This window comes from Actinoplanes sp. NPDC021490 (assembly GCF_055562135.1).
The window spans coordinates 96,185-122,413 of sequence record NZ_JBVHFW010000005.1 but is presented as its reverse complement, the minus strand read 5'-3'; the positions used below and the strand labels follow the sequence as shown (position 1 = coordinate 122,413).

Annotated in this window: 25 protein-coding genes; 4 read left to right on the top strand and 21 right to left on the bottom strand. The window is 70.2% G+C overall.

The window, feature by feature from the left end:
• Positions 1-279: 279 nt before the first annotated feature.
• Entirely contained in the window at positions 280-831 is a 552-nt protein-coding gene (locus tag ACZ3I4_RS15360; RefSeq protein WP_465382555.1) for a DUF6886 family protein, read from the top strand.
• On the opposite strand, the gene ACZ3I4_RS15355 is transcribed toward ACZ3I4_RS15360, so the two are convergent.
• The 13 genes from ACZ3I4_RS15355 to ACZ3I4_RS15295 all read right to left on the bottom strand — a co-directional run bounded on the left by ACZ3I4_RS15355 (position 782) and on the right by ACZ3I4_RS15295 (position 13,487).
• Positions 782-1,387, bottom strand: coding sequence for a TetR/AcrR family transcriptional regulator (locus ACZ3I4_RS15355; RefSeq protein WP_465382554.1), 606 nt, complete (start codon positions 1,385-1,387; stop codon positions 782-784). The genes ACZ3I4_RS15360 and ACZ3I4_RS15355 overlap by 50 nt on opposite strands.
• Positions 1,384-2,595 (bottom strand): acyl-CoA dehydrogenase family protein, encoded by a 1,212-nt coding sequence (locus ACZ3I4_RS15350; protein ID WP_465382553.1) that lies wholly within the window; start codon positions 2,593-2,595, stop codon positions 1,384-1,386. The genes ACZ3I4_RS15355 and ACZ3I4_RS15350 overlap by 4 nt, the downstream gene beginning before the upstream one ends.
• Positions 2,595-3,590, bottom strand: a complete 996-nt coding sequence (locus tag ACZ3I4_RS15345) for a phosphotransferase family protein (RefSeq protein WP_465382552.1) — start codon at positions 3,588-3,590, stop codon at positions 2,595-2,597. Before ACZ3I4_RS15345 ends, ACZ3I4_RS15350 begins: the two co-directional genes overlap by 1 nt.
• On the bottom strand, positions 3,587-4,363 hold the full coding sequence (locus tag ACZ3I4_RS15340) for an SDR family oxidoreductase (protein WP_465382551.1): 777 nt from the start codon (positions 4,361-4,363) through the stop codon (positions 3,587-3,589). The genes ACZ3I4_RS15345 and ACZ3I4_RS15340 overlap by 4 nt, the downstream gene beginning before the upstream one ends.
• Positions 4,360-5,103, bottom strand: a complete 744-nt coding sequence (locus ACZ3I4_RS15335) for an SDR family oxidoreductase (RefSeq protein ID WP_465382550.1) — start codon at positions 5,101-5,103, stop codon at positions 4,360-4,362. The genes ACZ3I4_RS15340 and ACZ3I4_RS15335 overlap by 4 nt, the downstream gene beginning before the upstream one ends.
• A 46-nt stretch (positions 5,104-5,149) precedes the next feature.
• Positions 5,150-6,412 carry an ABC transporter substrate-binding protein gene (locus ACZ3I4_RS15330; RefSeq protein ID WP_465382549.1) on the bottom strand — a complete coding sequence of 421 codons (1,263 nt, stop codon included), beginning with the start codon at positions 6,410-6,412 and terminating at the stop codon, positions 5,150-5,152.
• Positions 6,409-7,470, bottom strand: coding sequence for a branched-chain amino acid ABC transporter permease (locus ACZ3I4_RS15325; RefSeq protein WP_465382548.1), 1,062 nt, complete (start codon positions 7,468-7,470; stop codon positions 6,409-6,411). The genes ACZ3I4_RS15330 and ACZ3I4_RS15325 overlap by 4 nt, the downstream gene beginning before the upstream one ends.
• 97 nt (positions 7,471-7,567) lie before the next feature.
• Positions 7,568-8,446, bottom strand: a complete 879-nt coding sequence (locus ACZ3I4_RS15320) for a branched-chain amino acid ABC transporter permease (RefSeq protein WP_465382547.1) — start codon at positions 8,444-8,446, stop codon at positions 7,568-7,570.
• A 1-nt stretch (position 8,447) separates the two neighbouring features.
• Complete coding sequence (locus ACZ3I4_RS15315) at positions 8,448-9,155, bottom strand: ABC transporter ATP-binding protein (protein WP_465382546.1); 708 nt, start codon at positions 9,153-9,155, stop codon at positions 8,448-8,450.
• Entirely contained in the window at positions 9,152-9,850 is a 699-nt protein-coding gene (locus ACZ3I4_RS15310) for an ABC transporter ATP-binding protein (RefSeq protein ID WP_465382545.1), read from the bottom strand. The genes ACZ3I4_RS15315 and ACZ3I4_RS15310 overlap by 4 nt, the downstream gene beginning before the upstream one ends.
• Before the next feature lie 524 nt (positions 9,851-10,374).
• The gene (locus ACZ3I4_RS15305; RefSeq protein ID WP_465382544.1) at positions 10,375-10,755 is read right to left on the bottom strand and encodes a VOC family protein; all 381 of its coding nucleotides are present in this window, start codon (positions 10,753-10,755) and stop codon (positions 10,375-10,377) included.
• A 256-nt stretch (positions 10,756-11,011) separates the two neighbouring features.
• The gene (locus tag ACZ3I4_RS15300; protein WP_465382543.1) at positions 11,012-11,659 is read right to left on the bottom strand and encodes an alpha-ketoglutarate-dependent dioxygenase AlkB; all 648 of its coding nucleotides are present in this window, start codon (positions 11,657-11,659) and stop codon (positions 11,012-11,014) included.
• Between the two features lie 295 nt (positions 11,660-11,954).
• Positions 11,955-13,487, bottom strand: coding sequence for an MFS transporter (locus ACZ3I4_RS15295; RefSeq protein ID WP_465382542.1), 1,533 nt, complete (start codon positions 13,485-13,487; stop codon positions 11,955-11,957).
• Positions 13,488-13,573: 86 nt separating this feature from the next.
• Here ACZ3I4_RS15295 and ACZ3I4_RS15290 point away from each other — a divergent pair, with 86 nt between their 5' ends.
• The gene (locus ACZ3I4_RS15290; protein WP_465382541.1) at positions 13,574-14,347 is read left to right on the top strand and encodes a TetR/AcrR family transcriptional regulator C-terminal domain-containing protein; all 774 of its coding nucleotides are present in this window, start codon (positions 13,574-13,576) and stop codon (positions 14,345-14,347) included.
• A 2-nt stretch (positions 14,348-14,349) separates the two neighbouring features.
• On the opposite strand, the gene ACZ3I4_RS15285 is transcribed toward ACZ3I4_RS15290, so the two are convergent.
• The 8 genes from ACZ3I4_RS15285 to ACZ3I4_RS15250 form a co-directional block, all read right to left on the bottom strand.
• A complete protein-coding gene (locus ACZ3I4_RS15285; protein ID WP_465382540.1) occupies positions 14,350-15,339 on the bottom strand; it encodes a succinate dehydrogenase/fumarate reductase iron-sulfur subunit in 990 nt (329 codons plus the stop codon).
• Complete coding sequence (locus ACZ3I4_RS15280; protein WP_465382539.1) at positions 15,339-17,306, bottom strand: fumarate reductase/succinate dehydrogenase flavoprotein subunit; 1,968 nt, start codon at positions 17,304-17,306, stop codon at positions 15,339-15,341. Before ACZ3I4_RS15280 ends, ACZ3I4_RS15285 begins: the two co-directional genes overlap by 1 nt.
• Positions 17,307-17,320: 14 nt before the next feature.
• A complete protein-coding gene (locus tag ACZ3I4_RS15275; protein ID WP_465382538.1) occupies positions 17,321-18,145 on the bottom strand; it encodes a hypothetical protein in 825 nt (274 codons plus the stop codon).
• Between the two features lie 238 nt (positions 18,146-18,383).
• Positions 18,384-19,259, bottom strand: coding sequence for a hypothetical protein (locus tag ACZ3I4_RS15270; RefSeq protein ID WP_465382537.1), 876 nt, complete (start codon positions 19,257-19,259; stop codon positions 18,384-18,386).
• Between the two features lie 39 nt (positions 19,260-19,298).
• Entirely contained in the window at positions 19,299-20,762 is a 1,464-nt protein-coding gene (locus tag ACZ3I4_RS15265) for a TldD/PmbA family protein (RefSeq protein WP_465382536.1), read from the bottom strand.
• The gene (locus ACZ3I4_RS15260; RefSeq protein ID WP_465382535.1) at positions 20,759-22,195 is read right to left on the bottom strand and encodes a TldD/PmbA family protein; all 1,437 of its coding nucleotides are present in this window, start codon (positions 22,193-22,195) and stop codon (positions 20,759-20,761) included. The genes ACZ3I4_RS15265 and ACZ3I4_RS15260 overlap by 4 nt, the downstream gene beginning before the upstream one ends.
• Before the next feature lie 44 nt (positions 22,196-22,239).
• Complete coding sequence (locus ACZ3I4_RS15255; protein ID WP_465382534.1) at positions 22,240-22,833, bottom strand: Uma2 family endonuclease; 594 nt, start codon at positions 22,831-22,833, stop codon at positions 22,240-22,242.
• A gap of 68 nt (positions 22,834-22,901) precedes the next feature.
• Entirely contained in the window at positions 22,902-24,737 is a 1,836-nt protein-coding gene (locus ACZ3I4_RS15250) for a prolyl oligopeptidase family serine peptidase (protein ID WP_465382533.1), read from the bottom strand.
• A 94-nt stretch (positions 24,738-24,831) separates the two neighbouring features.
• On the opposite strand from ACZ3I4_RS15250, the gene mshB reads away from it, so the two are divergent.
• Together mshB and ACZ3I4_RS15240 are read left to right on the top strand one after the other, a co-directional pair.
• Positions 24,832-25,734 (top strand): N-acetyl-1-D-myo-inositol-2-amino-2-deoxy-alpha-D-glucopyranoside deacetylase, encoded by a 903-nt coding sequence (mshB, locus tag ACZ3I4_RS15245; RefSeq protein WP_465382532.1) that lies wholly within the window; start codon positions 24,832-24,834, stop codon positions 25,732-25,734.
• Positions 25,731-26,219, top strand: coding sequence for a hypothetical protein (locus ACZ3I4_RS15240; RefSeq protein ID WP_465382531.1), 489 nt, complete (start codon positions 25,731-25,733; stop codon positions 26,217-26,219). Before mshB ends, ACZ3I4_RS15240 begins: the two co-directional genes overlap by 4 nt.
• Positions 26,220-26,229: the final 10 nt, after the last annotated feature.

Sequence of the window (26,229 nt, the reverse complement as noted above, 5' to 3'; positions counted from 1 at the left end):
CGGACCGGCATCGACCGACAGTGATCGACATCGCCCGATCGGCCGACACCTGCGATGGGGTGACCCGGACCGGGTGTGCGACAGCGGCGCCGCCCCGCGGATCGACGATGTGAGCAACTCTCCGGGGAGGCCGACGTGGTCGGGTGGTTGCTGGTCGCGGGCGTGATCGCCGTGGCCACGGTCTTCTTCTGGGTGGGCGAGCGCCTGATCGGCCCGGACGGCCGCGAGGACATCGAGCAGATGTAGGGCGCCGCCGTGCCGATGCGGTAGGAACTAGGGATGCGTCCTGGGGCCGGGGAAGTTCTGCATTTCAGCGAGGATCCGACCATCACCCGGTTCGTGCCGCATGTGGCGGCGACATCGGTCGAGGCGGAGGCGTACGTCTGGGCCGTGGGTCATGACCGGGCGCCGGACTACTGGTTCCCGCGGCAATGCCCGCGGGTGATGGCCTGGGTTGTCGACGGCACGTCCGAAGTGGACCGCGAGCGCATCGTCGGGGCCGGCTGCGGTGTGCGGGTGCATGCGATCGAGTACGGCTGGCTCGAGGCCCTGCGTACGGTGAAGCTCTTCGCCTATCGGTTGCCGGAGGCGAGGTTCCGGCCGATCGCCTCGCCGGGGGAGGAACCGCACGCGATGGTCGCCACCGAGGCGGTCGAGCCGCTGGGCCCGCCCGACCCGGTGGGTGACCTGTTCGCCGCGCACGCGGAAGCCGGCATTCAGCTGCGCGTGCTCGACCGCCTGTGGCCGTTCTGGGACGAGGTGGTGGGGAGCACGCTCGGCTTCAGCGGGATCCGGCTTCGGAACGCCCGGCCCCGTCCAGCAGCGACGTGATCGTGCGGGACAGCGCGGCCCGCGCGGCCGGGACGGGCAGGCCCATCGTCTCGCGCCACGTCGACCACGTCGGCCACATGCTGACGGCGGTGAGCGCGTCGAGCAGTTCGTCGTTGTCGCGCACCCGGTCGGCGAAGAGCTCGGCCAGTTCGTCGCGGACGCGTTTGACGTGCATGCGGCGATAGCGGCGCAGCGTCTCGGAGAACGGTTCCTTGATCGCCGCCGCCTTGGCCGTAGGCCCTATCTGTTCCAGCAGGCGGGCCCGCTGACGGCAGTAGGCGTCGATGCGTTCGGCCAGCGGCAGTTCGGGGGCGATCGGGCGGTAGGCGGCGTCGCGCACCTCGAGCACCCGCTTGCCGCTCGCGGTGAACAACGCCTCCATGTCGGCGAAGTGGCTCCACAGCGCCCGCAGCGAGACGCCGGCCGTCTTGGCGATGCGGTCGGCGGTCGGGCGCAGATCACCCTCGCCGATCAGCTGCAGGTGCGCGTCGACGATGGCGTTCCGGGTGCGTTCGGACCGGGCCGTACGACCGTCGACGCGCGGCTGTCCGGTCACGATGAGGCGGTCCGGTAGCGGTTCAGCTCCCGCCGGGCCAGCGAGCGCTTGTGCACCTCGTCCGGGCCGTCGGCCAGCCGGAGCGTACGGGCGCCCGCCCACAACGACGCGAGCGGTGTGTCCTGACCGACCCCGGCCGCGCCGTGTGTCTGGATCGCCTTGTCGACGATCCACTCCACGGTCTGCGGCACGATGATCTTGATGGCCTGGATCTCGGTGTGCGCGCCCTTGTTGCCGACCGTGTCCATCAGCCAGGCCGCCTTGAGCACCAGCAGCCGGGCCTGTTCGATGCGCACCCGCGACTCGGCTATCCAGTCCTGCACCACGCCCTGCTCGGCCAGCGGCTTGCCGAACGGGGTGCGCGCGAGGGCTCGTGTGCACATGAGCTCGAGCGCGCGTTCGGCCATACCGATCAGGCGCATGCAGTGGTGGATGCGGCCCGGGCCCAGCCTCGCCTGCGAGATGGCGAACCCACCGCCCACCTCACCGATCAAGTTCGACCGCGGCACCCGTACGCCCTCGAAAAGCACCTCGGCGTGCCCGCCGTGATCGCCGTCCGTGTAGCCGAACACCGTCATGCCCCGCTTCACCGTCACCCCGGGAGTGTCGCGGGGGACGAGAACCATGCTCTGCTGCACGTGTCGGGCAGCGTCCGGGTCGGTCTTGCCCATCACGATGAAGATCTTGCAGTTCGGGTTCATGGCGCCGGTGATGTAGAACTTGCGCCCGGTGATGACGTACTCGTCGCCGTCGCGCTCGATCCGGGTGCCGATGTTGGTGGCGTCCGACGACGCGACCTGCGGCTCGGTCATCGCGAAGGCCGAGCGGATCGTGCCGTCGAGCAGCGGTCGCAACCATTGCTGTTTCTGCTCGTCGCTGCCGAACTCGGCCAGCACCTCCATGTTGCCGGTGTCGGGCGCGGCACAGTTCAGCGCGGCCGGCGCGATGGCCGGGCTGCGTCCGGTGATCTCGGCCAGCGGCGCGTACTGGAGGTTGGTCAGACCGGCGCCGTGTTCGCCGGGCAGGAAGAGGTTCCACAGACCGGCGCTCTTGGCCGCCGCCTTGAGCTCCTCCAGGATCGGAGGCGGCGACCAGGCGTCGGCCGGGGAGCTGTGGAACGAAGCCTCGGCCGGATAGATGTGCTCGTCCATGAAGGCGAGCAGCCGCTTGCGGTAGTCCTCGGTCGTGGGGTCGAAGCCGAAGTCCATCAGTGTCCCTCCAGCGCCTCGTGGCCGCGCATGACCAGCGGGCCGACCATGTTGCCGATCGTCTCGAAACCCTCGCCCACGGTCTGGCCCTGAACGTATCGGTAGTGCACGCCCTCGAGAATCACCGCGAGCTTGAATGCGGCGAATCCCACGTACCAGTGCAGATCGCTCACGTCGCGCCGGCTGCGCTCGGCGTAGCGCGCGCCCAGCTCGGCCAGGCTCGGGTGGCCGGGCACGCGCAGCGGCGCGGCCGGCACGCCGTCGGTGGCCACGTTGAGCGGCAGGTCGGCGTAGACGAGCATGAGCGCGACGTCGCTCAGCGGGTCGCCCAGCGTCGACATCTCCCAGTCGAGCACGGCGTTGACCTGCAGCTCGTCGCCGATCAGGACGTTGTCGAGGCGGAAGTCGCCGTGCACCACCGTGCCCGGGCCACCGGCCGGGATGTCGACGGCGAGCCGGGCGTGCAGCTCGTCGATGCCGGGCACGTCGCGGCTGCGGGACGCGTCGAGCTGCTTCTTCCACCGGCTGACCTGCCGCTGGTTGAAGCCCTCGGGCCGCCCGAAGTCGGCCAGGCCGATCGCCGCCGGGTCGAGCGCGTGCAGGTCGGCCAGCGTGTCGACGAGCGACAGGGTCAACGTGCGCATCGCGTCGGGGCCGAGCGCCTGCAGGTCAGCGACGTCGCGGTAGATCTTCCCGTCGACGTGCTCCATCAGATAGAACGGGGCGCCGATCACGTCGGTGTCGGTGCACAGCAGGACCGGGCGCGGCGCCGGGAACCCGGCCTTCGACAGGGCCTCCAGCACCTTGTGCTCGCGGGTCATGTCGTGCGCGGTGGGCAGCACGTGGCCCAGCGGCGGACGGCGGAGCACCCAGCGCTGCTCGCCGTCGGACACCGCGTACGTCAAATTGGATCGTCCGCCCGCGAACATGCGGCCGGTCAGCTCGCGGGTGCTGCCCAGGTAGTCCCGCAGTCGTTCGAGGTCGAGTCCCTTCACCGGCTGCCGCCCTCGAACGCGCGCTGCATCTTGTTCATGCCGCCGAGCCAGCGGTCGGTGTCGGCGGCGCGCAGCCGATAGAACTCGGCCACCTCGGGATGCGGGAGGATCAGGAAGCTGTCGCCCTCGAGCGCCTCGCCGACCTTGGCCGCGACCTCGTCGGGCTCCAGCGCGCTCTCGGCCAGCAGGGCCGCGCTCGCGCTGCCCCGGGCGCTGCCGCGGGTCAGCATGTCGGTGCGGACGCCCTGCGGGCAGAGGGCCTGCACGGTGATGCCGCGGTGGTGATAGCTGGCCCGCAGCCATTCCGCGTAGGCCAGGGCGGCGTGCTTGGTGACTGCGTAGGGCGCGCTGCCGAGCAGGGTGAGCAGGCCGGCCGCGCTGACGGTCATGACCAGGCGCTTGGGCTCGGTGCTGTCCAGCCACCGGGGGAACAGGGCCCGGGTGACGTAGACGTGCGACATCACGTTGACGTTCCAGTCGCGGGACCACACGTCGTCGGGGGTGCTCTCGTCGCCGGCGGTGAGGGTGCCTGCGTTCGCGCAGAACAGGTCGATGCCGCCCAGCTCGTCCCAGGCCGTGTCGATCAGGCGGCGGGTGTCGTCCTCGTTCGCCGCGTCGCCCGCCACCGGCAGGCCGCCGATCTCGCTGGCCACCGCCTCGGCCGCGTCCGCGTCGAGGTCGTTGACGATGACCTCGGCCCCCTCGGCGGCGAACCGGCGGGCCAGAGCCGCACCGATCCCGCCTCCGGCGCCGGTGACCACGACCCGCTTCACTGCATCTTCCCAGTCAGCGTGACGCCACCGTCGAGGACGATGGTCTGCCCGGTGATCCAGGCGGCGTCGGCCGAGCTGAGGAACGCCACCGCGCCCGCGACATCCTCCGGTACGCCCAGGCGGGCCAGCGGATAGCCGGCCGACACCTCCTGCTCGCGGCCCTCGAACAGGGCGGACGCGAACTTGGTCTTGACGACGGCCGGGGCGACCGCGTTGACCCGCACCTTGGGGGCCAGCTCGACGGCCAGTTCCTCGGTCAGGTGGATCAGCGCGGCCTTGGTCACCCCGTAGAAACCGATGCCGGGTGCGGGGCGTACGCCCGAGACCGACGAGATGTTGACGATCGAACCGCCGTCGGCCAGCCCGCCGCGCAGCGCCTCCTGCACCCAGCCGAGCGTGCCGACGACGTTCACCTCGAAGATCTTGCGGGCCGCGCCCAGGTCGATCGAGGCCAGCGGCCCGTACACCGGGTTGATGCCGATGTTGTTGACCAGCGTGGTGACCGGGCCGAACTGGCCGAGCACGGTGTCGACCACCGCGGCCCGGTGATCGGGATCGTCGCCCTTGCCGGCCACGCCGATCGCGACCTCGGCGCCGCCCAGGTCCTTCGCGGCGGAGTCGAGAGCCGCCGCGTCCCGGCCGGTGATGCACACCTTGTATCCGTCGGCCACGAAACGTTGCGCGATGGCGAACCCGATTCCCCTGCTGGCCCCGGTCACGATCGCCACTTGGTCCGCCATCGCCGCTCCCTTGCTCGTTATTGATCAGTTGGTCCCGCAGCCCACCTTAGGCAGCCGGGATGCCGTTCGCTGGCGGGGCCACCGGGGCCGCCTCGTAGACCTCGACCGCGCCGTCGCCGTCATCGGTGCGGTACGGCTTCCCGAGGAACTCGGCCACGCCGCCCTTGATGGTGGTCAGCTGCTCGCCGCCGTACCCGGAATGGTCGTCGGCCGAGTAGCGCACCGGCACCAGACCGGGCCCGGTGAAGCCGCCCTTCTCGACCGCGGCGATGATGCCGTCGCGGGTGAGATCCTTGCCGGCCGACTGCAGAGACTGGACGAACAGGTACGCGACGGACATGCCGTACACGACGTTGTTGTCCATCTCGGCGCCGCTGTTGAACTCCTTGTTGACCTTCGTGTAGAGCTGGATCCACGGGTTCGCGGTGTCGTTGACCAGCGGCAGATAGTTCGCCGCGACAACGCCCTCGAGCAGCGGCGCGGCGGCCCCGAGGGTCTTGGCCAGCGTGGTCGGGTCGGAGCCGACGTTGCTCACCACGAACTGCGGCTTGAACCCGATCTTGGCGGCGGTGCCGATCGACAGCGCGGTGAAGCCGGGCACGGTGGCCAGCATCACGACCTGGCAACCGGCCGCCTTGAGCGCGCCGATTTGCGGCCCGACGTTCGGGTTGCTGGTCACGTACGACTGCTTGGCCGCGACCGGGCCCAGCACCTTCTCGATGCCGGCCAGGCTGTCCCGTCCGAAGTCGTCGTCCTGACCCAGGAAGCAGACCTTCTTGCCGGCGTGCTTCTCCTTGACGTGGGTCGCCAGGATCTTGCCCTCGACGGTGTAGTCCGGGTTGAAGCCGAACGTGCCCGGATATTTGTCGGCCTGGTTCCAGCTGCGGCTGCCGCTCGCGACGAACAGATCCGGCACCCGGTTGGTCTTGAGGAAGTCGAGCACGCCGCTGTGGGTCGGGGTGCCGAGCCCGTTGAGGATCGCGAACACCTTGTCCTGCAGCACCAGCTGACGCACGACCTGCTGCGTGTTGGCCGGGTTGTAGCCGTCATCCATGATCTTGTAGGTGATCTTGCGGCCGTGTACGCCGCCGTTCGCGTTCACGTAGTCGAAGTAGGCCTTGGTCGCCGGGGCGATCTTGGAATAGCCGGCGGCCGCGGGACCGGTCAGCGGCATGTGCGTGCCGACGACGATCTCGGTGTCGGTCACCCCGGGGGTGTCGGCACTACTGCCTCCACCGCCGTTGTCGGAGTTGCTGCAGGCGGCGGCGGCCAGCAGCACGGCGGCGAGGACGGTCGCGGTGCGTTTCATCGGTGGCCTTTCTTTTTGAAGGGAAAGCGCGGCTTGCCGGTGTCGCCCGGGCCCGCCCCGCTTCTCTTGCCGGGCAGGCGTAGCGAGGCCAGACCGCCGGGTGCGGCGAGCATGACGACGACCAGAACGACGCCGAAGAACGTGAGCGCGAGGTTGCCCTCCAGCCGCTGCGAGCCGGCCGCCTCGCCGATCTCGTGCGCGACCGCGGGCAACGCCACCAGCAGCACCGCGCCGATCAGCGCGCCGGTCAATCGGCCCAGGCCGCCGATGACGATCGCCATCAGCAGGAAGAGGGACAGGGTGAGCGGGAAAGCACCGGGGGAGACGCTCTGCGCGATGACGGCGAACAGGGCGCCGGCCAGACCGGCGCACGCGGCCGAGACGACAAAGGCCGAGACCTGCGTACGGGCGACGCTGACGCCGGCCAGGCGGGCCGCGGTCTCGTCATCGCGTACGGCCCGCATGTCGCGCCCGAAGCGCCCGCGCGTCAGCAAAGCCAGCGCGAGGACCGTGATCAGCGCGCCACCCCAGCACACCCAGGCCTGCCACTGCTCGTTCGTCATCGACTCGGGCGGCGGGTTGAGCATCACCGACAGGCCCTGATCGCTGTTGAACGTCTCGTCGAACGTGCTGGTGATGCTGGGGACGACGACCGCCACGGCCAGCGTCAGGCCGGCCAGATAGGGCCCGCGAAGACGCGCGGCGGCCAGGCCGATCACCGCCCCGACCGCGGTGGTCACCAGGATCGCGACCACGATGCCCACGACGAGCAGGTTGAACTTGTTCTGCCAGAGCGCGAGCGTGTACGCGCCGGTCGCCATCAAGGCGCCGTGACCGAGGGAGAGCTGGCCGTTGAGTCCGGTCAGGACGGTGAGCCCGGCCGTGACGCAGAGGTACGCCCCTACGGTCGCGAGCTGATAGGTGCGGAACGGCGGGAGCGTGTAGGTCAGGACGACCACGATGATGGCGCCGGCCACGACGACGATCAGCGGATGCAGGCGCCTGGGACGGGACCGGACGGTGGTTTGTGTTCCGGCCCGAGCTTGGACGGCGGTCATGAGAGGCCTCCTGGCGCTTTTCCGGCGCGGTCGCTCGTGCGGTCCTTGCTGCTCGTACGGTCCTTGCTCGCGCGGTGCTCGCTCATGCGGTTCTCGCTCATGCGGCTCTCGCTTTCGAGCGGGCGAACAAGCCGTCCGGCCGGCTGAGCAGGACGATCACGAGCAGGGCGAGGACGGCCATGGGGGCGACCGTGGCGCCGAGATAGCCGCTGATGTAGGAGAGCAGCAGACCGACGAGCAGGCCGCCCAGCACCGAGCCGATCGGGCTGTCGAGGCCGCCCAGCACGGCCGCGGTGAACGCCGAGATGAAGACGATGTCCATCGCGGTCGGGTGCAGGCCCAGCTCGGTCGGGAGCACGAGCATCCCGGCCAGCGAGCCGACCGCCGCGGCCAGTGCCCAGCCCAGCGTCAGCATGCCGCCGACGGAGACGCCGAGCAGCCGGGAGACGTCGGGCGCGAACGCGGCCGCCCGCATGCGCAGCCCGGTCGGCGTACGGGTGAAAAGGAGCGTGAGAACGACGACCACCGCGCCCACCGCGCCGAACACGAACAGGTCGTAGCGGGACAGCAGCGCGACCCCGCCGATCTCGAACGCGTCCCGGCTGAACGGGGCCTGGGCGGGCCGGAACTCGTTGCCGTAGATCATCCCGAGAACGCCCTGGATGATCAGCACGAGCCCGAGCGCGACCACCACGCCGTTGAGCGGCGACGAATGGTCGACGAAGCGCATCACGACCCGCTCGACCGCGGCCCCCAGCACCAGCCCGGCGACGATCGCGACGACGAACCCCAGCCAGTACGACCCGGTCGCGTCGGCCACCGAATAGCCCACGTACGCCGTCGCGACCGCCATGGCGCCCTGCGCGAAGTTGACTATCCGGGCCGCCCGCCAGATCAGCACCAGGGCCAGCGCGAAGGCGGCGTAGACGGCGCCCCGGCTGAGCCCGTCGAAGGTCAGGAACAGGAAACGGTCCATGTCAGAACCCCAGGTAGGCGTGCCGGAGCTCGTCGTTGTCGACGAGCGTCGCGGCGTCGTGGCGGGTGACGATGCGGCCCAGCGAGAGCACGATCCCCTGGTCGGCGATGGACAGCGCGCTGCGCACGTTCTGCTCGACCAGCAGCACGGCCAGGCCGGTGCGATCGCGCAGATCGCGCAGCAGCCCCATGATCTGGGCGGTGACCTTGGGCGCGAGGCCCAGCGAGGGCTCGTCGAGCAGCAGCAACCTCGGCTCGGCGACCAGCGCGCGGCCGATCGCCAGCATCTGACGTTCGCCGCCGGAGAGCTGATGGCCCTCGTTCCGGCGGCGCTCGGCCAGGCGCGGGAACAACTCGTAGATCGGATCCAGCGACGGCTGCGGCTTGCGCCAGAGACCACCGAGACGCAGATTTTCCTCGACGGTCAGCTCGGTGACGACGCCACGCCCCTCGGGGACGTGCGCGATGCCGAGACGCACCATCCGCTCGACCTTCTGCCGGCGCAGGTCGGTGCCGTCGAAGCGGATGCTGCCCTTCTCCACCGGGATCATCGCGGAAAGCGCCCGCAGCAGCGTCGACTTGCCCGCGCCGTTCGCGCCCAGCACGGCGACGATCTGGCCCGGCTCGACCGTGAGGCTGACGTCGTGCAGCACGGGCGCGGCGCCGTACCCGGCGGTCAGGCCCTCGACCTCGAGCAGCGGCCCGGTCATGCGGCGGCCCCCAGATAGGCCTCGGCGACCTTGTCGTTGGCGCGGATCTCGGCCGGGGTGCCCAGCGCAATCGGCTTGCCGAAGTCGAGCACCAGAATCTCGTCGCACACCGACATGACCAGCTCCATGTGATGCTCGACCAGCAGGACGGTGCAGTCGGCCTCCCTGATCAGATCGGCCAGCCACCGGATCTCGTCGGTGTCGAGCCCGCCGGCCGGCTCGTCGAGCATCAGGATGCGCGGCTTGGCGGCGAGAGCGCGGGCCAGTTCGACTCGCTTGCGTTTCGCGTACGGGAGCGCCTTGGGAAAACTGCGCGCATGCTCGGCCACGCCACACCGCTCGAGAGCGTCCCAGGCATCCGACTCGCTGCGCGGGCCGACCTGCACGTTGTCGAGGACCGTCATGCCGTCGAACTGCCCGACGCCCTGCAGCGTGCGCGCAATGCCGTGCCCGGCCAGCTGATGGGGCCGGGCCCGGAACGGCTTGTCGTCGAGCGTCATGCTGCCCGACTGCGGCGCGACAAACCCGCTGATGACATTGAAAAGAGTCGTCTTGCCGGCGCCGTTGGGCCCGATGATCCCGACCACACGCCCCGGCGGGACACGCAACGAGACGTCATCGAGAGCAAGCAGGCCACCGAAACGAACGGTGATGTGGTGAAGGGCTAACCCTTGCGCGGCGGAATCCGTTGACATGGTCACCTCGGCTCGGGGGCGGCGGAGTGGCCTAACGAACGGACGCGCCGACTTCGGGCACAGCCGTCCTCAGTGGAGCGTGAAGGTCAACTATTTACACTGGCAGTGTAACTTTCTCCCCGCGCACGTCAACCGCCTGTTTCCAAGTTGTTTCCATGCACGTTCGGCGGCCGCGCGGCCGGTCCGAACTTTCCTGAGAGCGCGCCGCCCGGGATGCCTTCGCCGAACAGGTCGACAGCTGACTCGCCGCTGTCCGCACATGACGAACACTCCCGGCGACTGGCCTTAGGCCGGACGGGCGAGCAAGTACGCGGGCGGGATGCCGGAACCGGTGGTGGACGGGCTGATCTGCCGGGACCGGACTGCCTCCTACGAGAAAGGCAGCCCGGACCCCGGTGCAGGCGGCCCACTTCTGGCAGAACGTCGCCCGGTGCAGGAACGCCGGGCCGGCTTCAATTTATGGGGCAGACCCGCTCGTTATGCGGCAGACCCGCTCGGCCGGCGAATTGGCCGGACGGTCGAACTCAGTCCTGCGCGAACAGGCAAAAGGGGTGACCCGCGGGATCCAGCATGACCCGCACGTCGCTCTGTGGTTGATATTCCGCCAGCACCGCCCCGTGCTGTTCGGCCCACGCTGTCGCCGCCGCCAGGTCATCGACTTCAATGTCGAGGTGCGCCATGATCTGCTGCTGACCGGCCTGGCTCGGCCAAGTCGGGCGCACGTAGTCCGGCTCGATCTCGAAGTTGAGCGTGGACAGTCCGTCGCCCCCCGGCGACCTGGCCTGCGACCAGTTCTTATGGATCTCGCTGGACCAACCGAGCAGTTCGCTGTAGAACGTGGCCAGGCCGCCCGGATCCGGCGCACCGATCGTTGCGCCGCTGATGCGCATGGTGGGACGCGTCATTCAGTTCTCCCTGATCTGTCCGGCTCATCTCGCAGGACGTGACATTGATGTTGCGGACAACGCCGAACATTCGCGCACAAGTCAACGCTGCCTGCTGGTTCGGCGCTCGTCGGTCGGCCGGGTCGCCGGTCGCCATGTGACTCGCCAACGCCCGCCTCTGCGGGGCCGCCGTGTGACTCGCCCGCCTCTGCGGGGGCCGCCGTGTGACTCGCCGGCGCCCGCCTCTGCGGGGGAGCGCCCGGTTGCGGTGGCTGGGTCAGGCGACGTTGATCGGCCGGAACTGGACACTGATGCGAGGGCCGACGGCCTTGGCTGTCTTGAGGATGGCGTGCTCCCACGTGCGCTGGCACGAGCCGCCCATGACGATCAGGTCGCCGTGGCCGAGCGGGAACCGCAGCGTCTCGTGGTTGCCGGCCCGGGGGCGCAGCGAGAGATTTCGCGGCGAACCCAGCGAGACGATCGCGACCATCGTGTCGTGGCGGGCCGACCGGCCGAGCGTGTCACCGTGCCAGGCGACGCTGTCACGGCCGTCGCGATAGAGGCACATGCCGGCGCTGACGAACTCTTCGCCCAGCTCGTCGGCGTAATGGGTGTTGAGTGCCTGCTTGGCCTCGGTGAGCGCACGATGCGGGAGCTCCTCGTCGCCGCCATACCACCGCAGCAGCCGCGGCACGTCGACGACGCTGTCATACATCTGCCGGCGATCGGCCCGCCAGTCGATGCCCAGCAGTGTCTCGAAAACCAGGTCGGAACCGTGCAACCAGCCCGGCAGCACGTCGACCCAGGCGCCGGCGGTGAGCTGATGACGGGTGATGCGCCCGGCCAGTTCGCCGACGCCGCAGGCCGGCTCACCCCCGGCGTCGCCGGCCAGATCGAACATCGACGGCTGATAGGTGCTGGTCATGCCGCCATGCTAGTACGGTTGTTCGAAGATTGTTTCCGTTGTCCACAGGGCCAGAGTTATCCACAGGCCACCCCTGAAGATCAGCCGAACACGGGATAATGGTGGTGGGTGGGGGACCCCCGGTGGGCGGGCCCCTGTCTTCTGGTGGTGATCATCCGAGCGCCACGGCCACGGGCGCGGCGACGAAAAGCGCCTGCGGGCGAATGCGCGGAGCCTTCAATGTCGTTCCAGCAACATGGCGGTGCGGGCGAGCCCTTGTTCGAGGCGAAGTAAGTGGGGCCACGATGCCGGCGAGCTATGGGGCCGACGGTGAAGACAGGGCGGTAGACGAATCGGGCGTCCGCGGCTCGTCCGGAGAGTTGATGGGCCGAGGCTTGGGGCGGAGGACGGCTATGGCCACCACAGCAGCCACGACACCCCCGGCCACTCCGATCAGGGACGTCGAGGCGATCGCGGAGACGAACGAGTCCTGGGCGACCCGCGCCAGGCCCGCGTCCCCGGTGGTGGCGGCGATCCGCAGGGCGTCGCCGATCGAGTCGCGGGCCTGGGCGGCCACGTCGGTGGGCATGGCCGCTCGGTACGTCGCGGTCAGCACGCTGCCCAGCACGGCGACGCTCACCGCAGTGCCGACCTGCTGCACGGTGTCGTTGACGGCCGAGCCCACGCCGACGCGGTCGGGAGGCAGCGCCGACATCAGCGTGCCGTAGGCGGCCGGGCCGGCGGTGCCGCTGCCCATGCCCATGACGACCAAAGCAATCGCCAGCTTGCCGTAGCCGTCGCCGGGGGTGAGCGTCGTCAGGATGGCGAAACCGGCGGCCATCAGCAGCAGGCCGGCGGCCAGGGCCGTACGGGTGCCGAGCTTTTTGTCGATGACCACGCCCACGCCGTTGAAGACCATGGCGGTGACGATCATGGGGATGAACGCCGTGCCCGCCTTGAGCGGCTCGTAGCCGAGGACGAACTGCAGGTATTGCGTCAGGGCCAGCAGCACGCCGCCGGCCGAGAACGACAGCAGGACGATCGACAGGCTGGCTCCGGCGAAGTTGCGGTCGCGGAAGAGGTGCAGCGGCAGCATGGGCTCGGCGACCCGGCGTTCCCAGACGGCGAACGCGGTCAGGGCGACGACCGCGATCACGAAGCCGCCGACGGTGGGGGCGGAGGTCCAGCCGTCCTGCGCCGAGGAGATCACGCCCCAGACCAGGGCGCCCATGCCGATTGTGGAGAGCAGCGCGCCGAGCAGGTCGGGCCGGCCGGCCGTGCCCTTCGACTCGGGGATGACGGCCAGCGCGGCGATGATGCCGAGGATCGCGATCGGCACGTTGAGCAGGAAGATCGAGCCCCACCAGAAGTGCTCGAGCAGCAAACCGCCGAGGCTGGGTCCGCCGAGCGCGCCCAGCATGAGCACCGAGCTCCAGATGGCGATCGCCTTCTTGCGTTCGTCCTCGGCGAAGACGGTGGTGAGGATCGACAGCGTGCCCGGCATGAGGAACGCCGCGCCCACACCCATCAGGCCCCGTACGGCGATGAGCTGGGCCGGGGTCTGGCAGAGCGTGGCCAGGACCGAGGCGCCGCCGAACACGATCAGGCCGATGACCAGGCCCCGGCGGCGGCCGTGCCGATCCGACAGACTGCCCGCGGTGAGCAGCAGACCGGCGAAGACCAGGATGTACGCGTCGATGATCCACTGAATCTGGGCGGTGCTCGCGCCGAGGTCGCGGATCAGCGACGGGATCGCGATGTTGAGCACCATGTTGTCGACGACGACGACCAGCAGGCTCAGGCAGAGCACGCCCAGGATCAGCCAGCGCCGCGGATTGCGCTCGGTCATGACGGCCTCTCTCGTACGGTGTGCGATGAACTCGAACACCGTACCAGTGAACTCGAACACTGTGCGAGGCCCGATAGGATGGGCTGGTGGCGGCGCAGAAGGCTAATCAGGACTCGTTCACCAGCTCGGTGTGGTTGAAGCCCCCGCGTACGCCGTCCGGCCAGCCGTCGCTGAGCCGCGAGCAGATCGTCCGCGCGGCGATGGAGATCCTCGACGCCGACGGTCTCGACGGGCTGAGCATGCGCCGTCTCGGCACGAAGCTGGACGCCGGCGCGACCTCGCTCTACTGGCACGTCGCCCACAAGGACGAGCTGCTCGAGCTGGTCGTCGACGAGGTGCTGGGCGAGATCTACGTGCCCGAACCGGGCGACGCGAGCTGGCGGATGGGGGCGTCGGTCTTCGCCAACGGCATGCGGACCGCGCTGCTGCGGCACACCTGGGTGCTCGGGCTGCTCGGCCGGCACCCCACCCTGGGGCCCAACGCCATGCGGATGGGCGAGCGGCTGATGGCGCTGTTTCTCGCGGCCGGCTTCACGGGCATCGAGCTGTCACACGCGGCCGGGCTGCTCAACTCGCACGCCATCGGCGCGGCCACCTCCGAGGCGGCGATCAAGTCGGCGCTCACCCGCACCGGCATGACCTACGCCGAGGTCGCCGAGGAGGTCGAGCCCCATCTGGAGCGGCTGGCACCCGACAATCCTGAGTACACGAGGTGGCGGCACGAGGTCGGCCCGCTCAACCGCGACCCGGAAAGTGTGCTCGCCCAGACGTACGCCTTCGGCCTGGAACGCATCCTCGACGGCCTCGAACAGTGGTTGGCCGCGAATCGCCCGGACCACCGTGGTGGCCCGGGCGAATAGCGTCAGTCCGACGAGCCGGGTTTGTGATAGCTGATCTGGTCGAGCGGCAGGGGGAACTCCTGGTCGCCGAACGGGGACGGGCCGCCCTGCACGGGCAGCGTGACCTCGGTGACGTCCATCCGGCCGTCCTCGCGTACGGGCGGGGACTCGGGCATCCGGGCACTGGAGAACGGCATCGCCCCGCCGGCGCCGGTGACTCCGGTCGAGACACTGGGCGCCATCGAGGTGCTCTCTTCGAGCTCGTCCCGGCGGAAGATCTTGCGGCCGAGCCAGACCAGCGGGTCGTACCGCCGGTCGACCACGCGCTCCTTCATCGGGATGATCGCGTTGTCGGTGATCTTGATGTGCTCGGGGCAGACCTCGGTGCAGCACTTGGTGATGTTGCAGTAGCCGAGACCCTGGTGGGCCTGCGCGTACTGCTTGCGGTCCTCGCGGGCGTCGAGCGGGTGCATGTCGAGCTCGGCCGCGCGGATGAAGTATCGAGGGCCGGAGAAGGCCTCCTTGTTCTCCTCGTGGTCGCGCACGACGTGGCACGTGTTCTGGCAGAGGAAGCACTCGATGCACTTGCGGAACTCCTGGCTCCGCTCGACATCGACCTGCTGCATGCGATATTGCCCGGGAGCCACCCCGGCGGGCGGCGCGAAGGCCGGGGTCTCGCGCGCCTTCTCGTAGTTGAAGGACACGTCGGTGACCAGGTCGCGGATCACGGGGAACGTGCGCAGCGGCGTGATCGTGACCGTCTCGTCCTCCTCGAAGGTGGACATCCGGGTCATGCAGCCGAGCCGCGGCTTGCCGTTGATCTCGACCGAGCACGAGCCGCACTTGCCGGCCTTGCAGTTCCAGCGGCAGGCGAGGTCGGGCGTCTCGGTCGCCTGCAGCCGGTGGATGATGTCGAGCACGACCTCGCCGTCGTTGACCTCGACGTCGTAGTCCTGGATGTCGCCGCCGGAGGAATCGCCCCGCCAGACGCGGAAGTGACGCTTGGTGCCCATTACTTCGCCTCCGTCTTGCTCTTCGCGTCTGTGCGCACGCCGGGGATCCGGGCGTCGCCCTTCGGACCCTCGATCGCGTCGAACCGGGTCAGTTCGTCCTCAGTGAGATATTTGGACAGCTCCGTGCGCTCGAACAGCTGGATCAGCTCGTCGCGCATGCGGGGCAGCGGCTTGCGTTCGAGATGGATGTCGCCGTCGTCGCCGAGCGAGCAGACCAGGTTGACCTGCCGCCAGTCCGGGTTCATCGCCGGGAAGTCCTCCCGCGTGTGCCCGCCGCGGGACTCCTCCCGCTCGAGCGCCGCCTTGGCCGTGCACTCCGAGACGATCAGCATGTTGCGCAGGTCGAGCGCGAGATGCCAGCCCGGGTTGTACCGCCGGCCGCCGGTCGCGCCGACCTGGGCCACGCGCAGCTTGAGTTCCTGGATCCGCTTCAGCGCGTCGGTCAGTTCGCCCGCGCGCCGGATGATGCCCACCAGATCGCCCATCACGGCCTGAAGATCCTGCTGCAGCCCGTACGGATTCTCGCCGCTCTCCCGCTGCAGGGGCGCGAGGGCGGTCGTGACCGCGGCCTCGACGTCCGAGGTGCTGACCTTGGGGCGTTTTCCAAGCGTTTCCGCGTACGCCGCCGCGTGCTCGCCGGCCCGCTTGCCGAACACCAGCAGGTCGGACAGCGAGTTGCCGCCGAGCCGGTTGGACCCGTGCATGCCGCCGGACACCTCGCCCGCGGCGAACAGGCCCTGAACCGTGCCCATGGCGGCGGCCGAATCGGGCTCGACCTCGACGCCACCCATCACGTAGTGACAGGTCGGGCCGACCTCCATCGCCTCCTTGGTGATGTCGACGTCGGCCAGCTCCTTGAACTGGTGATACATCGACGGGAGCCGCTTGGTGATCGTCTCGGCCGGCATGCGGGTCGAGACGTCGAGCAGGACACCGCCCGCCTTGGTGCCCCGACCGGCCTTGACCTCGGAGTTGATCGCGCGGGCGACCTCGTCACGCGGCAGCAGCTCGGGTGGGCGGCGGTTGTTGTCCGGGTCGTTGTACCACCGGTCGGCCTCCTCCTCGGTCTCCGCGTACTGCTTGCGGAAGACGTCGGGGACGTAGTCGAACATGAAGCGCTTGCCCTCGCTGTTGCGCAGCACGCCGCCGTCGCCCCGGACCGACTCGGTGACCAGGATGCCCTTGACGCTGGGCGGCCAGACCATGCCGGTCGGGTGGAACTGGAGGAACTCCATGTTGATCAGCGTCGCGCCCGCCCGCAGCGCCAGCGCGTGGCCGTCGCCGGTGTACTCCCAGCTGTTCGACGTGACCTTGTAGCTGCGGCCGACGCCGCCGGTCGCCAGGATCACCGCGGGCGCCTCGAGCAGCAGGAACTCGCCGGACTCGCGGTAATAGCCGAACGCGCCGGCCACCCGGTCGCCGTCGAGCAGCAACTCGGTGATCGTGGTCTCGGAGAAGACCTTGATGCGCGACTCGTAGCTGCCGGTCTCGGCGTAGTCCTCCTGCTGCAGCGAAACGATCTTTTGCTGCAGGGTGCGGATCAGCTCGAGGCCGGTGCGGTCGCCGACGTGCGCGAGCCGCGGATACTCGTGACCGCCGAAGTTGCGCTGCGAGATCTTGCCGTCCTTGGTGCGGTCGAAGAGCGCACCGTACGTCTCCAGCTCCCAGATGCGCTCCGGGGCCTCCTTGGCGTGCAGCTCGGCCATGCGGAAGTTGTTGAGGAACTTGCCGCCCCGCATCGTGTCGCGGAAGTGGACCATCCAGTTGTCGCGCGAGTTGACGTTGCCCATCGCCGCCGCGGCGCCGCCCTCGGCCATCACCGTGTGGGCCTTGCCGAACAGAGACTTCGAGATGATGGCCGTACGCTTCCCGGCCAGCCGGGCCTCGATCGCCGCGCGGAGACCGGCGCCGCCGGCCCCGATCACGACAACGTCGTACAGGTGCCGTTCGATTCTTGCTGTGGTCATGTGTGCGCCGCCCCCTAGCCGACGAACCGAAGATCGGAGAACCAGCCGGCCGACAGCGCCATGACGTAGAAGTCGGTCAGCGCCAGCGTGCCGAGGGTGATCCAGGCCAGTTGCATGTGGCGGACGTTGAGCTTGGACACGAACGTCCAGACGCGGTAACGCACGGGATGCTTCGAGAAGTGCTTGAGGCGGCCGCCGGTGATGTGCCGGCACGAGTGGCAGGACAGCGTGTACGCCCAGAGCATGACCACGTTGCCGACCAGGATGACGTTGCCGAGCCCGAAGCCGAACCCGCCGTCACCGCTGCGGAAGGCGATGATCGCGTCCCACGTGTTGATCAGCGAAATGATCATGGCGGCGTAGAACGCGTAACGGTGGGCGTTCTGGAAGATCAGCGGGAAACGGGTCTCGCCCGTGTACTTCGCGTGGCCGTCGGGCACCGCGCAGGCCGGCGGCGAGAGCCAGAACGCCCGGTAGTACGCCTTGCGGTAGTAGTAACACGTCAGGCGGAAGAGCAGCAGGAACGGCAGGGTGAACGCGGCCTCGGGGATCAGCCAGAAGCTGGGAAGCGGCGTGCCGAACAGCGATGAGCCCTCGACGCAGCGGTCGGTCAGGCACGGAGAGTAGAACGGTGTGAGGTAGTGAAACTCCTCCACGAAATACCACTTGTGCATGAACACGCGGACGGTCGCGTAGGTGACCCACGCCGCGAGGCCGATAAAAGTGATCAGTGGCGCCAGCCACCATCGGTCGGTGCGCAACGTTTTGGCCGTGATCGCCGCGCGTGATCGTCGTGGACCGGAGGGCCCCGCGCCCGGCCTCGTTGCCGTCGTCGTCATTCGATCTCCTGACGTGCCTGTCCCAGTGACCCGGCCGACGAGCGAGGGGGAGCCCGGCAGCCGCCATGCTTCCGTGATGTGGGGCACACGTTACGCCGGGGGCCGGACAGTTTCGCGCTCAGGGATGGGGTCTGGATCACAAAGTTCGACCCCGATCGCATCGATAGGCCGACAAGCACTAATGGATCTTGGCAGGCCTGATCCAAAACGGACGCTCGGGCAGCAGCTGGACAGGCGCTCAGAGGTCCGGGGCAGCCAGGCGGCGGATCGGGCCGGCACACGGGGCGGGCGACCACTCCTGGAGGTCTTCGGCGAGCGAGCCGCCGTCGTCGTTTTTCGGGGCGGCAAAGAAGGCGGGCGTACGCGACTTCGACTGCCGGTCGAGGGCGTCGGCGTAGACGGCGCGGGCGTCCAGCAGCTGCCGCCAGCCGTCCTGCGCCCGATCGCTGCGGACCTCGCCCAGATAGAGGCGTACGGCGGAGTTCTCGTCACGGATCGCCACGGCCCGACCGGCCGGGCCGGCGGTGGCGCCGGGCGGGGTCAGGCGGTTGAGGCGGCTTTCCAGGTCGAGGCAGCTCTGGTCGCTCAGCGCGCGGGTCTCGCGGGCGTCGTCGGCGCGGTCGCGCACGCCGCTGATCGCGGAGATGACCGACAGGCCGCCCACGCACAAGGCGATCACGATGACGGCGGCGCCGATCGAGATGCCCGCGATCCACCACCGTCGCCGCCGGCGTTGCTGCTCGTCCGGCGTCCCCGGGGACTCGCTCACGCCGAACGCCCGTCGCCGCCCACCGGACCGGCCGCCACCACCCGCCGGCACCGCGGCCGGCTCCGCCCGGTCGGCTCCGGCAGCACCAAAGTCCCCCGAGCCGGACCCGGAGCCGGACCCGGAACCCGTACCGGACTCGGAGCCCGCGCCGGACCAGAAGCCGGCGCCGGACCCGGAGGAACCCGCGCCGGAGCCCTCGTCAGGAGCGAAGCCCGGGCCGGCCGCCTCGCCGCCCGGATTGTCCGGTGTGGAAGCCGCGGCGCCGGCCGAGGGATCCGGGGAGGATCTCAGCACCCGCCGGGTGGCGTCGTCGTCCTGGTCAGGGTCGCGCGGCCTGTCGCTCACGGGCCAAGTGAAACACGCCGGTCAATGTGCGGGGAGGGCTCAGCCGGAGGCGTTCCCGGTCAGGTTCCACGACGCCAGGTGCAGGGCCGGGGCCGCATAGCGGGTGCCCGACCAGCGGTCCGGCAGCAGGATCGACTCGCTGCCGATGCCCATCACCCGGCCGACGCCCAGCGCCTGCGGATACGACTGGGTGAAGCGCATGTTGCTCACCGGCGCGGTCACCTCACCGTCCTCCACGAGCCAGACGCCGTTGCGGGTCAGGCCGGTGACGACCAGCGTCTTCGGGTCGAGCACCCGGGTGTACCACAAGTCGGTGATCAGCAGGCCGCGCCGCATGCGGGACACCAGGGGGCGGGCCGGCCCGGCGACGGGCGAGGAGGGATCGGCCGGGGGCAGGGCCGGTTCGCTGGCCTCGGGCGAGGCCTCCAGCCGTACGTGGGTGGGATAGGGACCCCACGTGCGGGATGCCGGCGAGGCGTGACCCGTGGACACGGCACCCACCTCGGCCGCCGACGAACGGTCGTGGGCCACCGCCTTGGTCACGCCCTCGCGCACCAGCACCAGCGACTCGCGCGGGGTGCCCTCGTCGTCGAACGGCAAGGCCGGCGCGGGCTCGTCGCGGCTGCCCAGCGGCTCGTCGACCAGGGTCACCGACGGGTCGAACTGGTCGGCGCCGAGCTCGGCGAACGACTGCTTCTGCGCGTACGCCTTGCCGTTGAACCCGAACATCGCGAAGTTGTCGAGCAGGTCGGCCACCGCCTCGGGCTCGAGCACCACCTCGTAATGGCCGGGAGGCAGCTCGACCGGGCTTTGCGCGGCTCGCGCCTTGGCCGCCGCGCGCGCCCCGAGCACCGAACCGTCGAGGTCGCCGAGCCGCCCGCCGGCCAGCCGGGCCACGCCGTCGGCGCCGCCGATCCGCGCGATGCCGTCCATCGCCGCCTCGGCCGTGCGCCCCTCGACCGACTGCCCCGCGCTGTTGGCGAAGGCCGCGGAGGTGTAGGCCGTGCGGCAGAACCCGGCCGTCTCGAGCCCCTCGGCGGCGCGCACGAAGTCGCGTACGCGATCGGCTCTCTCGGCCGGGGTGGCCCGCGCGGTCGCCTCGTCGAACCCGAAGTCGAGCCCGGACCGCTCGCCCGAGCCGTGATAGCCCGCCGAGTGGTGCAGCGGGGTGGGCGGCGTCAGGCCCGGCCACGCCGCGTCGGGCGGGCTCAGCCGCACCGCCGCCACCGTGCGCTCGACCAGCCCGCGCAGGCCCTCCGGCCCGACGACCGTGGTGGCCCCCGACGCCGTGCGCCCGTCGAGATGCAGCCTCAGCCGTACGTTGGTGACCGCGCCGGCCACGTTCTGATGGATCATCGAATTGGCGAAGCGGGTCAGCGCCTCGGCGTCGTGCTGGACCATGACCTCGGCCTGCGCGGCCGGACCGGCCACCTGGCGCACCAGCTCGACGACCCGGGCCGCGAGCTCGAGCTCGGCCCCCGTCCGGATGATGTCGGCACTCATCCCCGCACCCCCACGCGCACGTTGGTGAACCGGGCCGGAGCGGCCGGATGGCCGGTGTGCCCCACCTGCCCGGGCTGGCCCTTGCCGCAGTTCGGCGTGCCCCAGGCGATGGTCTCGGAGGAGAGCATGTCCATCGACTGCCAGAACCTGGGGCCGATGCCGGTGTAGGTCGGGTTGCGCAGCATGCGGCCGCGCTCGCCGTTCTTGATCTCGTAGCCGATCTCGCAGCCGAACTGGAAGTTGAGCCGCCGGTCATCGATCGACCACGACCGGTTGGTCTCCATGAACACGCCGTCGCCGGTGTTCGCGATGATCTCGTCGAGCGTGTGCGGACCCGGTTCGAGGCCCACATTGGTCATCCGGACCATCGGCAGCCGGGACCAGCCGTCGGAGCGCACGCTGCCCGCGTAGTCGAGGCCGGCCACGGCGGCCGAGTCGCGCCCGGCCAGCACGCCGACCCAGATGCCGTCGCGTACGGCGTCGCGCTTGGTGGCCGGGGTGCCCTCGTCGTCGTAGCCGAAGCTGCCCAGCGCGCCCGGGATGCTCGGGTCGATCGTGATGTTCATCAGGTCGGAGCCGTAGCGCAGCGAGCCCAGTTTTTGCAGGTCGAGCCAGCTCGTGCCGGCGAACGCGGCCTCCCACCCGAGGATGCGGTCGAGCTCGATGGCGTGACCGACCGACTCGTGGATCTGCAACGCGAGCTGTTCGCCGCCCAGCACCAGCGTGGTCTCGCCGGTCGGGCAGAGCGGCGCGCTGAGCAGGGCGCGGGCCTCCTCGGCCATACGCGGGGCGTTACCGATCAGGTCGAGGCTGTCGACCAGTTCCCAGCCGCTCGTGCCGTACTGACCCCCGTACGACGGCCAGGATCGGCGCTGGATCTCGCCGTCGCCGAAGACGCTGGCCCAGACGCCCCCGCCGCACTCGCGGGTGTGCTGGTCGATGCGGTGGCCCTCGCTGGAGACGAACCACTTGCGGGTGTCCCAGATCTGGTAGACACCCTCGGCCAGGTCGGCCCCCGCCTGCCGGGCCGCCGTGGTCGCCCCGACGAGCAGGTCGCCCTTGGTCGACAGCGACACCTCGAGCGGGTCGACCTCGCACGCGTTGGCCCAGCTGGCCTCGATCGCGCCGCTGGGCACGAGATCGACCGGCGGGCCGGGCACGGTGGCGCTGGCCGCGGCGATCTGCGCGGCCCGGCGCCCGGCGGCGCGCGCGGCCGAGTCGGAGAGGTCGGGCACCGCGTAGAAACCCCAGGAAGACCCGACCAGAGCCCGTACGCCCAGACCGGCGCTCTCGCCCGAGCCAAGGTTGTCGATGTCGCCGTTGCGGGCCGACATCGACTCCACCCGGCGCACCATGATGCGGCAGTCGGCGTAGCGCGCCCCACCGTCCAGAGCGGCCTGCACCGCCGAGTAAGCCTCATCGAAGTGACTCATGCGCCGACCCTAAGCGACCGGTACGACAGTCCGCCGACCCGTGATCACCGCCGGCCCGACAGCAGCACCTCCGGGTCGAGCTCGAGCGCGATCGGCTCGGTGAGCCGGAACGTCTCACCGACCTTGGTGGTCGAGCGCTCCCGGTACGCCGTTCCGACCAACTCGTAGAGGTGGAGAGTCGGGCCCTGAGGATCGACCACCAGGTACCACGGGATGCCCGCCTCGGCGTAGTAGTGCATTTTCAGCACTTTGTCGGTGGCCGCATTGGAGGGCGAGAGGATCTCGCAGACCAGCGCGACCGCTTCGGCGTCGACAAACAATTCGTCATCTCCGATGTCGGCCGAGAACACCACGACATCGGGGATCGCCACCCGGTCGGGGAGGAGCCGGACATTCACGGCTTTCTCGACCTGGAAGCGTGTCGCGTCCGAGTCCCTCTCCAGCGCGTTGGCAAGGTGTCGAGCGATGCGTTGATGCCTGACGGGCGGGTTGGGTGTGACAAGCAGGCTTCCGTCGAGAAGTTCGACTCGGGGGGAGGTCTCGCCGAGGGCGAAGTACTCGTCGCCGCTCATGGGCTGTCCGCCGGGGAAGATCATCCCGCTCGGCGACCGATTGTCCGCAGTAAAGAGGGTCGTCATGGCATCTCCCGAGCTGTCGGGTTCGGACTCTCCCGCAAGGCTAGTCGTGCGACAACCCATGAACGCTATCAAGCAGCCGTTTCGTGCCCCTTCAGGAAGGCCAGCTCCTCGTCAAGGGTGGCGGCCGGTAGCGAGGGGAGGCCGGGGGCCTCGGCGCCGATCAGGAGCAGGCTGTCGGTCGGGTCGGCGCCGAGCAGGCTGTGGTGGTCGTAGACGTCGGCCGAGTCGCGGCGGTCGCCGAGGTAGCGCTCGGCGAACGGGCCCGGCTCGTCGTGCCAGTCGACGATCGGATCGCGGGCCACGCCGCGGTGGAAGACGTCGGGGCGGCGCAGCACGGCCATCGCGGCCAGCCAGCCACCGAGACCCCTTCCCCGTACGGCCACCGCGCCCAGATCGAGGCCGGGATGCTTGCCGTGCAGCGCCAGCAGCGCGTCCACCTGGTCGGACAGTGAGACGTCGACGAGCCGGCGGTGCACCACCTTTTCGAAGCTCGGCGCCACCCCGGGCGTGCCCCGGCCGTCGATGCTGACGACGGCGAACCCGGCGTCGGCCCACCACTGCCGTTCCTGCCAGGCCGCCAGATCGCTCACCACCTGCTGGTGCCCGGGGCCGTCGCCCAGAGTGACCAGCACCGGGATCTTGGTGCCCTCGACGAACGCCGTGGGGTAGAGCACGGCGGCGGGCAGGCGGCGGTCGGTGACGCGTTCGAGCGCGGGCTCGGGGGCGTACGGAAGCGGCATGCTCAGGTTGCCCAGGGCGGCCACGCGGGCCTCGCCCCGCCACACCACGTCGTCGACGACCAGCACGTCGCCGCCGGTCACCGCGCGGTGCCAGCCCGGCGACCCGGTCACGTTGCGCGCCTCGGCCCCGCCGCCGCCCAGCGACGTGCGTACGCGGAACACCGCCTGCCCGGACGGGTCGCCGTCGGTGCCCTCGACCACCAGGTCGGGTGCGGGGCTGCCGGGCCGCGGGAGCGTGCCGACCACCCGCCGCACATAGAGGCCGGGCGGGGTCAGCAGGCTGCCGTCGGCGAACAGGCAGCGCGCGTCGAAGCCGTCGTGCGCGAGCTCGCCGCCGACCAGCACACGCCCGTCGGGCAGGTGCCGCGGCGTGCCGGCGACCGGCTCGACCCAGCGGGCGTCGGCCAGCTCGGCATGCACCTGCGTCTCGCCCGTACGCGGGTCGACCGCGAGCACCAGCCCGTGCTGCTGCATGCGGCGCAGCACGGTGATCAGCGGCCCGCCGCCGTCGGCCCAGCTCACGCTGACCACGTGCGGGTACGTCTCGCGGTCCCAGTGCACGTCGACCCAGCCGAAGTCCAGGTCGAGCATGTGCAGGCTGGTCGACGTGGCCGTGCGCGCGGCCAGGATCTGGCTGCCGTCGGGCGCCCACCACCAGCCGCGGTCGCGCCCGAAACGCCGTGCCGTCTCGTCGGGCACGCCCCAGCCGATCATGCCGCCGCGCTCGCGCCACGCGTTCCCGGACTCGCCGGCCAGCAGCCGGTCGCCGTCGGGGCCGACCACCCGCAGCGACGGTGAGCCACCGGTTCGGCTGACGTAGCCGATGTTGACGCCGTGCGGGTCGGGGTGCGGGTCCTCGGCCGGTTCGCCGGTCGGCACCTCGGCGACCGTGCCCCGCACGAGGTCGGCCCGGAACAGGCAGCCGTCGCGGGTGAATGCGGCCACGCAGGCGTCGCGATCGGTCGCGTACGAGCGCACCGGTCCGGGCGCGACCAGGGATTCGGTCGCGGTGGCGACGTTGAGCGCCCACAGCGACGCGACCGGGTCCTCCGGCCCGGTGGAGCGCAGGAACGTCACCCGCCGGCCGTCCGCCCCGACCGTCACCGCGTGCGGCGCGCCGTGGCGGAAGTGGCCGGTGCGCTCCGCGAGTCCTGGGAAGTCCACCCGGACAGCATCGCTGATCAAGCCCCGGTTGTGCGCCCCAAACCCGAGCACGGCGTCCGGAGCGTCGCCGATGATCCCGCGTAGAGTTGCGCGCGTGACTGACGCCCTGCCCGCCCGGCGACTGCTGCTGGTGCACGCTCACCCCGACGACGAGGTCACCGGCACCGGCGCCACCATGGCCCACTACGCCGCCACCGGCGCCCACGTGACGCTCGTGACCTGCACGCTCGGCGAGGAGGGCGAGATCCACGTCCCCGAGCTGGCGCAGCTCGAGGCGGCCCAGGCCGACCAGCTCGGCGGCTACCGGCTGGTCGAGTTGTCCCGCGCCTGCGCCGCGCTCGGCGTGACCGACCACCGGTTTCTCGGCGGCGCCGGGCGTTACCGCGACTCCGGCATGATGGGCCTGCCCACCAACGACCACGCCCGGGCGTTCTGGCGGGCCGACCTCGACGAGGCCGCGGCCCACCTGGTCGAGATCATGCGCGAGATCAAGCCGCAGGTGATGATCACGTACGACCCGAACGGGTTCTACGGGCACCCCGACCACATCCAGGCGCACCGGGTGGCCATGCGCGCGGCCGAACTGGCCGGCGACGACGCCCCGCAGAAGATCTACTGGACGGCCATGCCGCTGAGCGTGCTGCGCGACGGCATGGACGCGTTCCGGGAGCTTTCCGACAACCCGTTCGCCGGAGTGGAAAAGGTGGAGGACCTGCCGTTCGGCCACCCCGACGACGAGATCGCCGCGCGCATCGACGGCACCGACTTCTATCAGCAGAAAGTCGCGGCCATGCAGGCCCACGCCACCCAGATCCCCGACAACTCCTGGCTGTACGGCATCGCCGGCGACTTCGGCGGCGAGTTCATGGGCGTGGAGTACTTCACGATCGCCAAGGGCGAGCGGGGCCGGGGCGAGGGCCCGCACAACTGGGAGAGCGACCTGTTCGTCGGCCTCGATCTCGAGCAGCCGGCGGCGGCCGACGCGGCCACCCGATGAGCACCGGCCAGGAGACCGAGGTGAGCACGCCACCCGAGGAGGCTCCCGCTCCCGAGCGCAAGGCCGACTGGGATCCGGTCATCCGGGTGGGCGGCGTGGTGGTCTCGATCCTGGCCGCCCTGATCAGCGGCTTTCTCGAGATCAACCTGAGCACGCTGCGCGCCGGTGACTTCGTGACGATCTGGCGCGGTGACGCGATCGGCTCCGGCGGCGGCCCGCTCGTCGGCGTCTCGATCCTGCTGGCCGGCGGGCTCAACTGGGCGATCGCCTGGTTCGCGGTCACCACGACCCGCCGACGCTGGGCGCTGGCCCCGCCGTGGGCGCTGTGGACGCTGCTCATGCTGAGCGCGGCCGGGGTCCGCACCGATGAGGGCGACTACCTGCTCGGCGGCGCGAACTGGGTCGGTTTGATCATGATCCTGGTCGGGAGCCTGACGTACGCTGTTTACTCCTATCGCCTGATCTTGAAGGGGCGGTTGCCGTAAACCCGCCGCG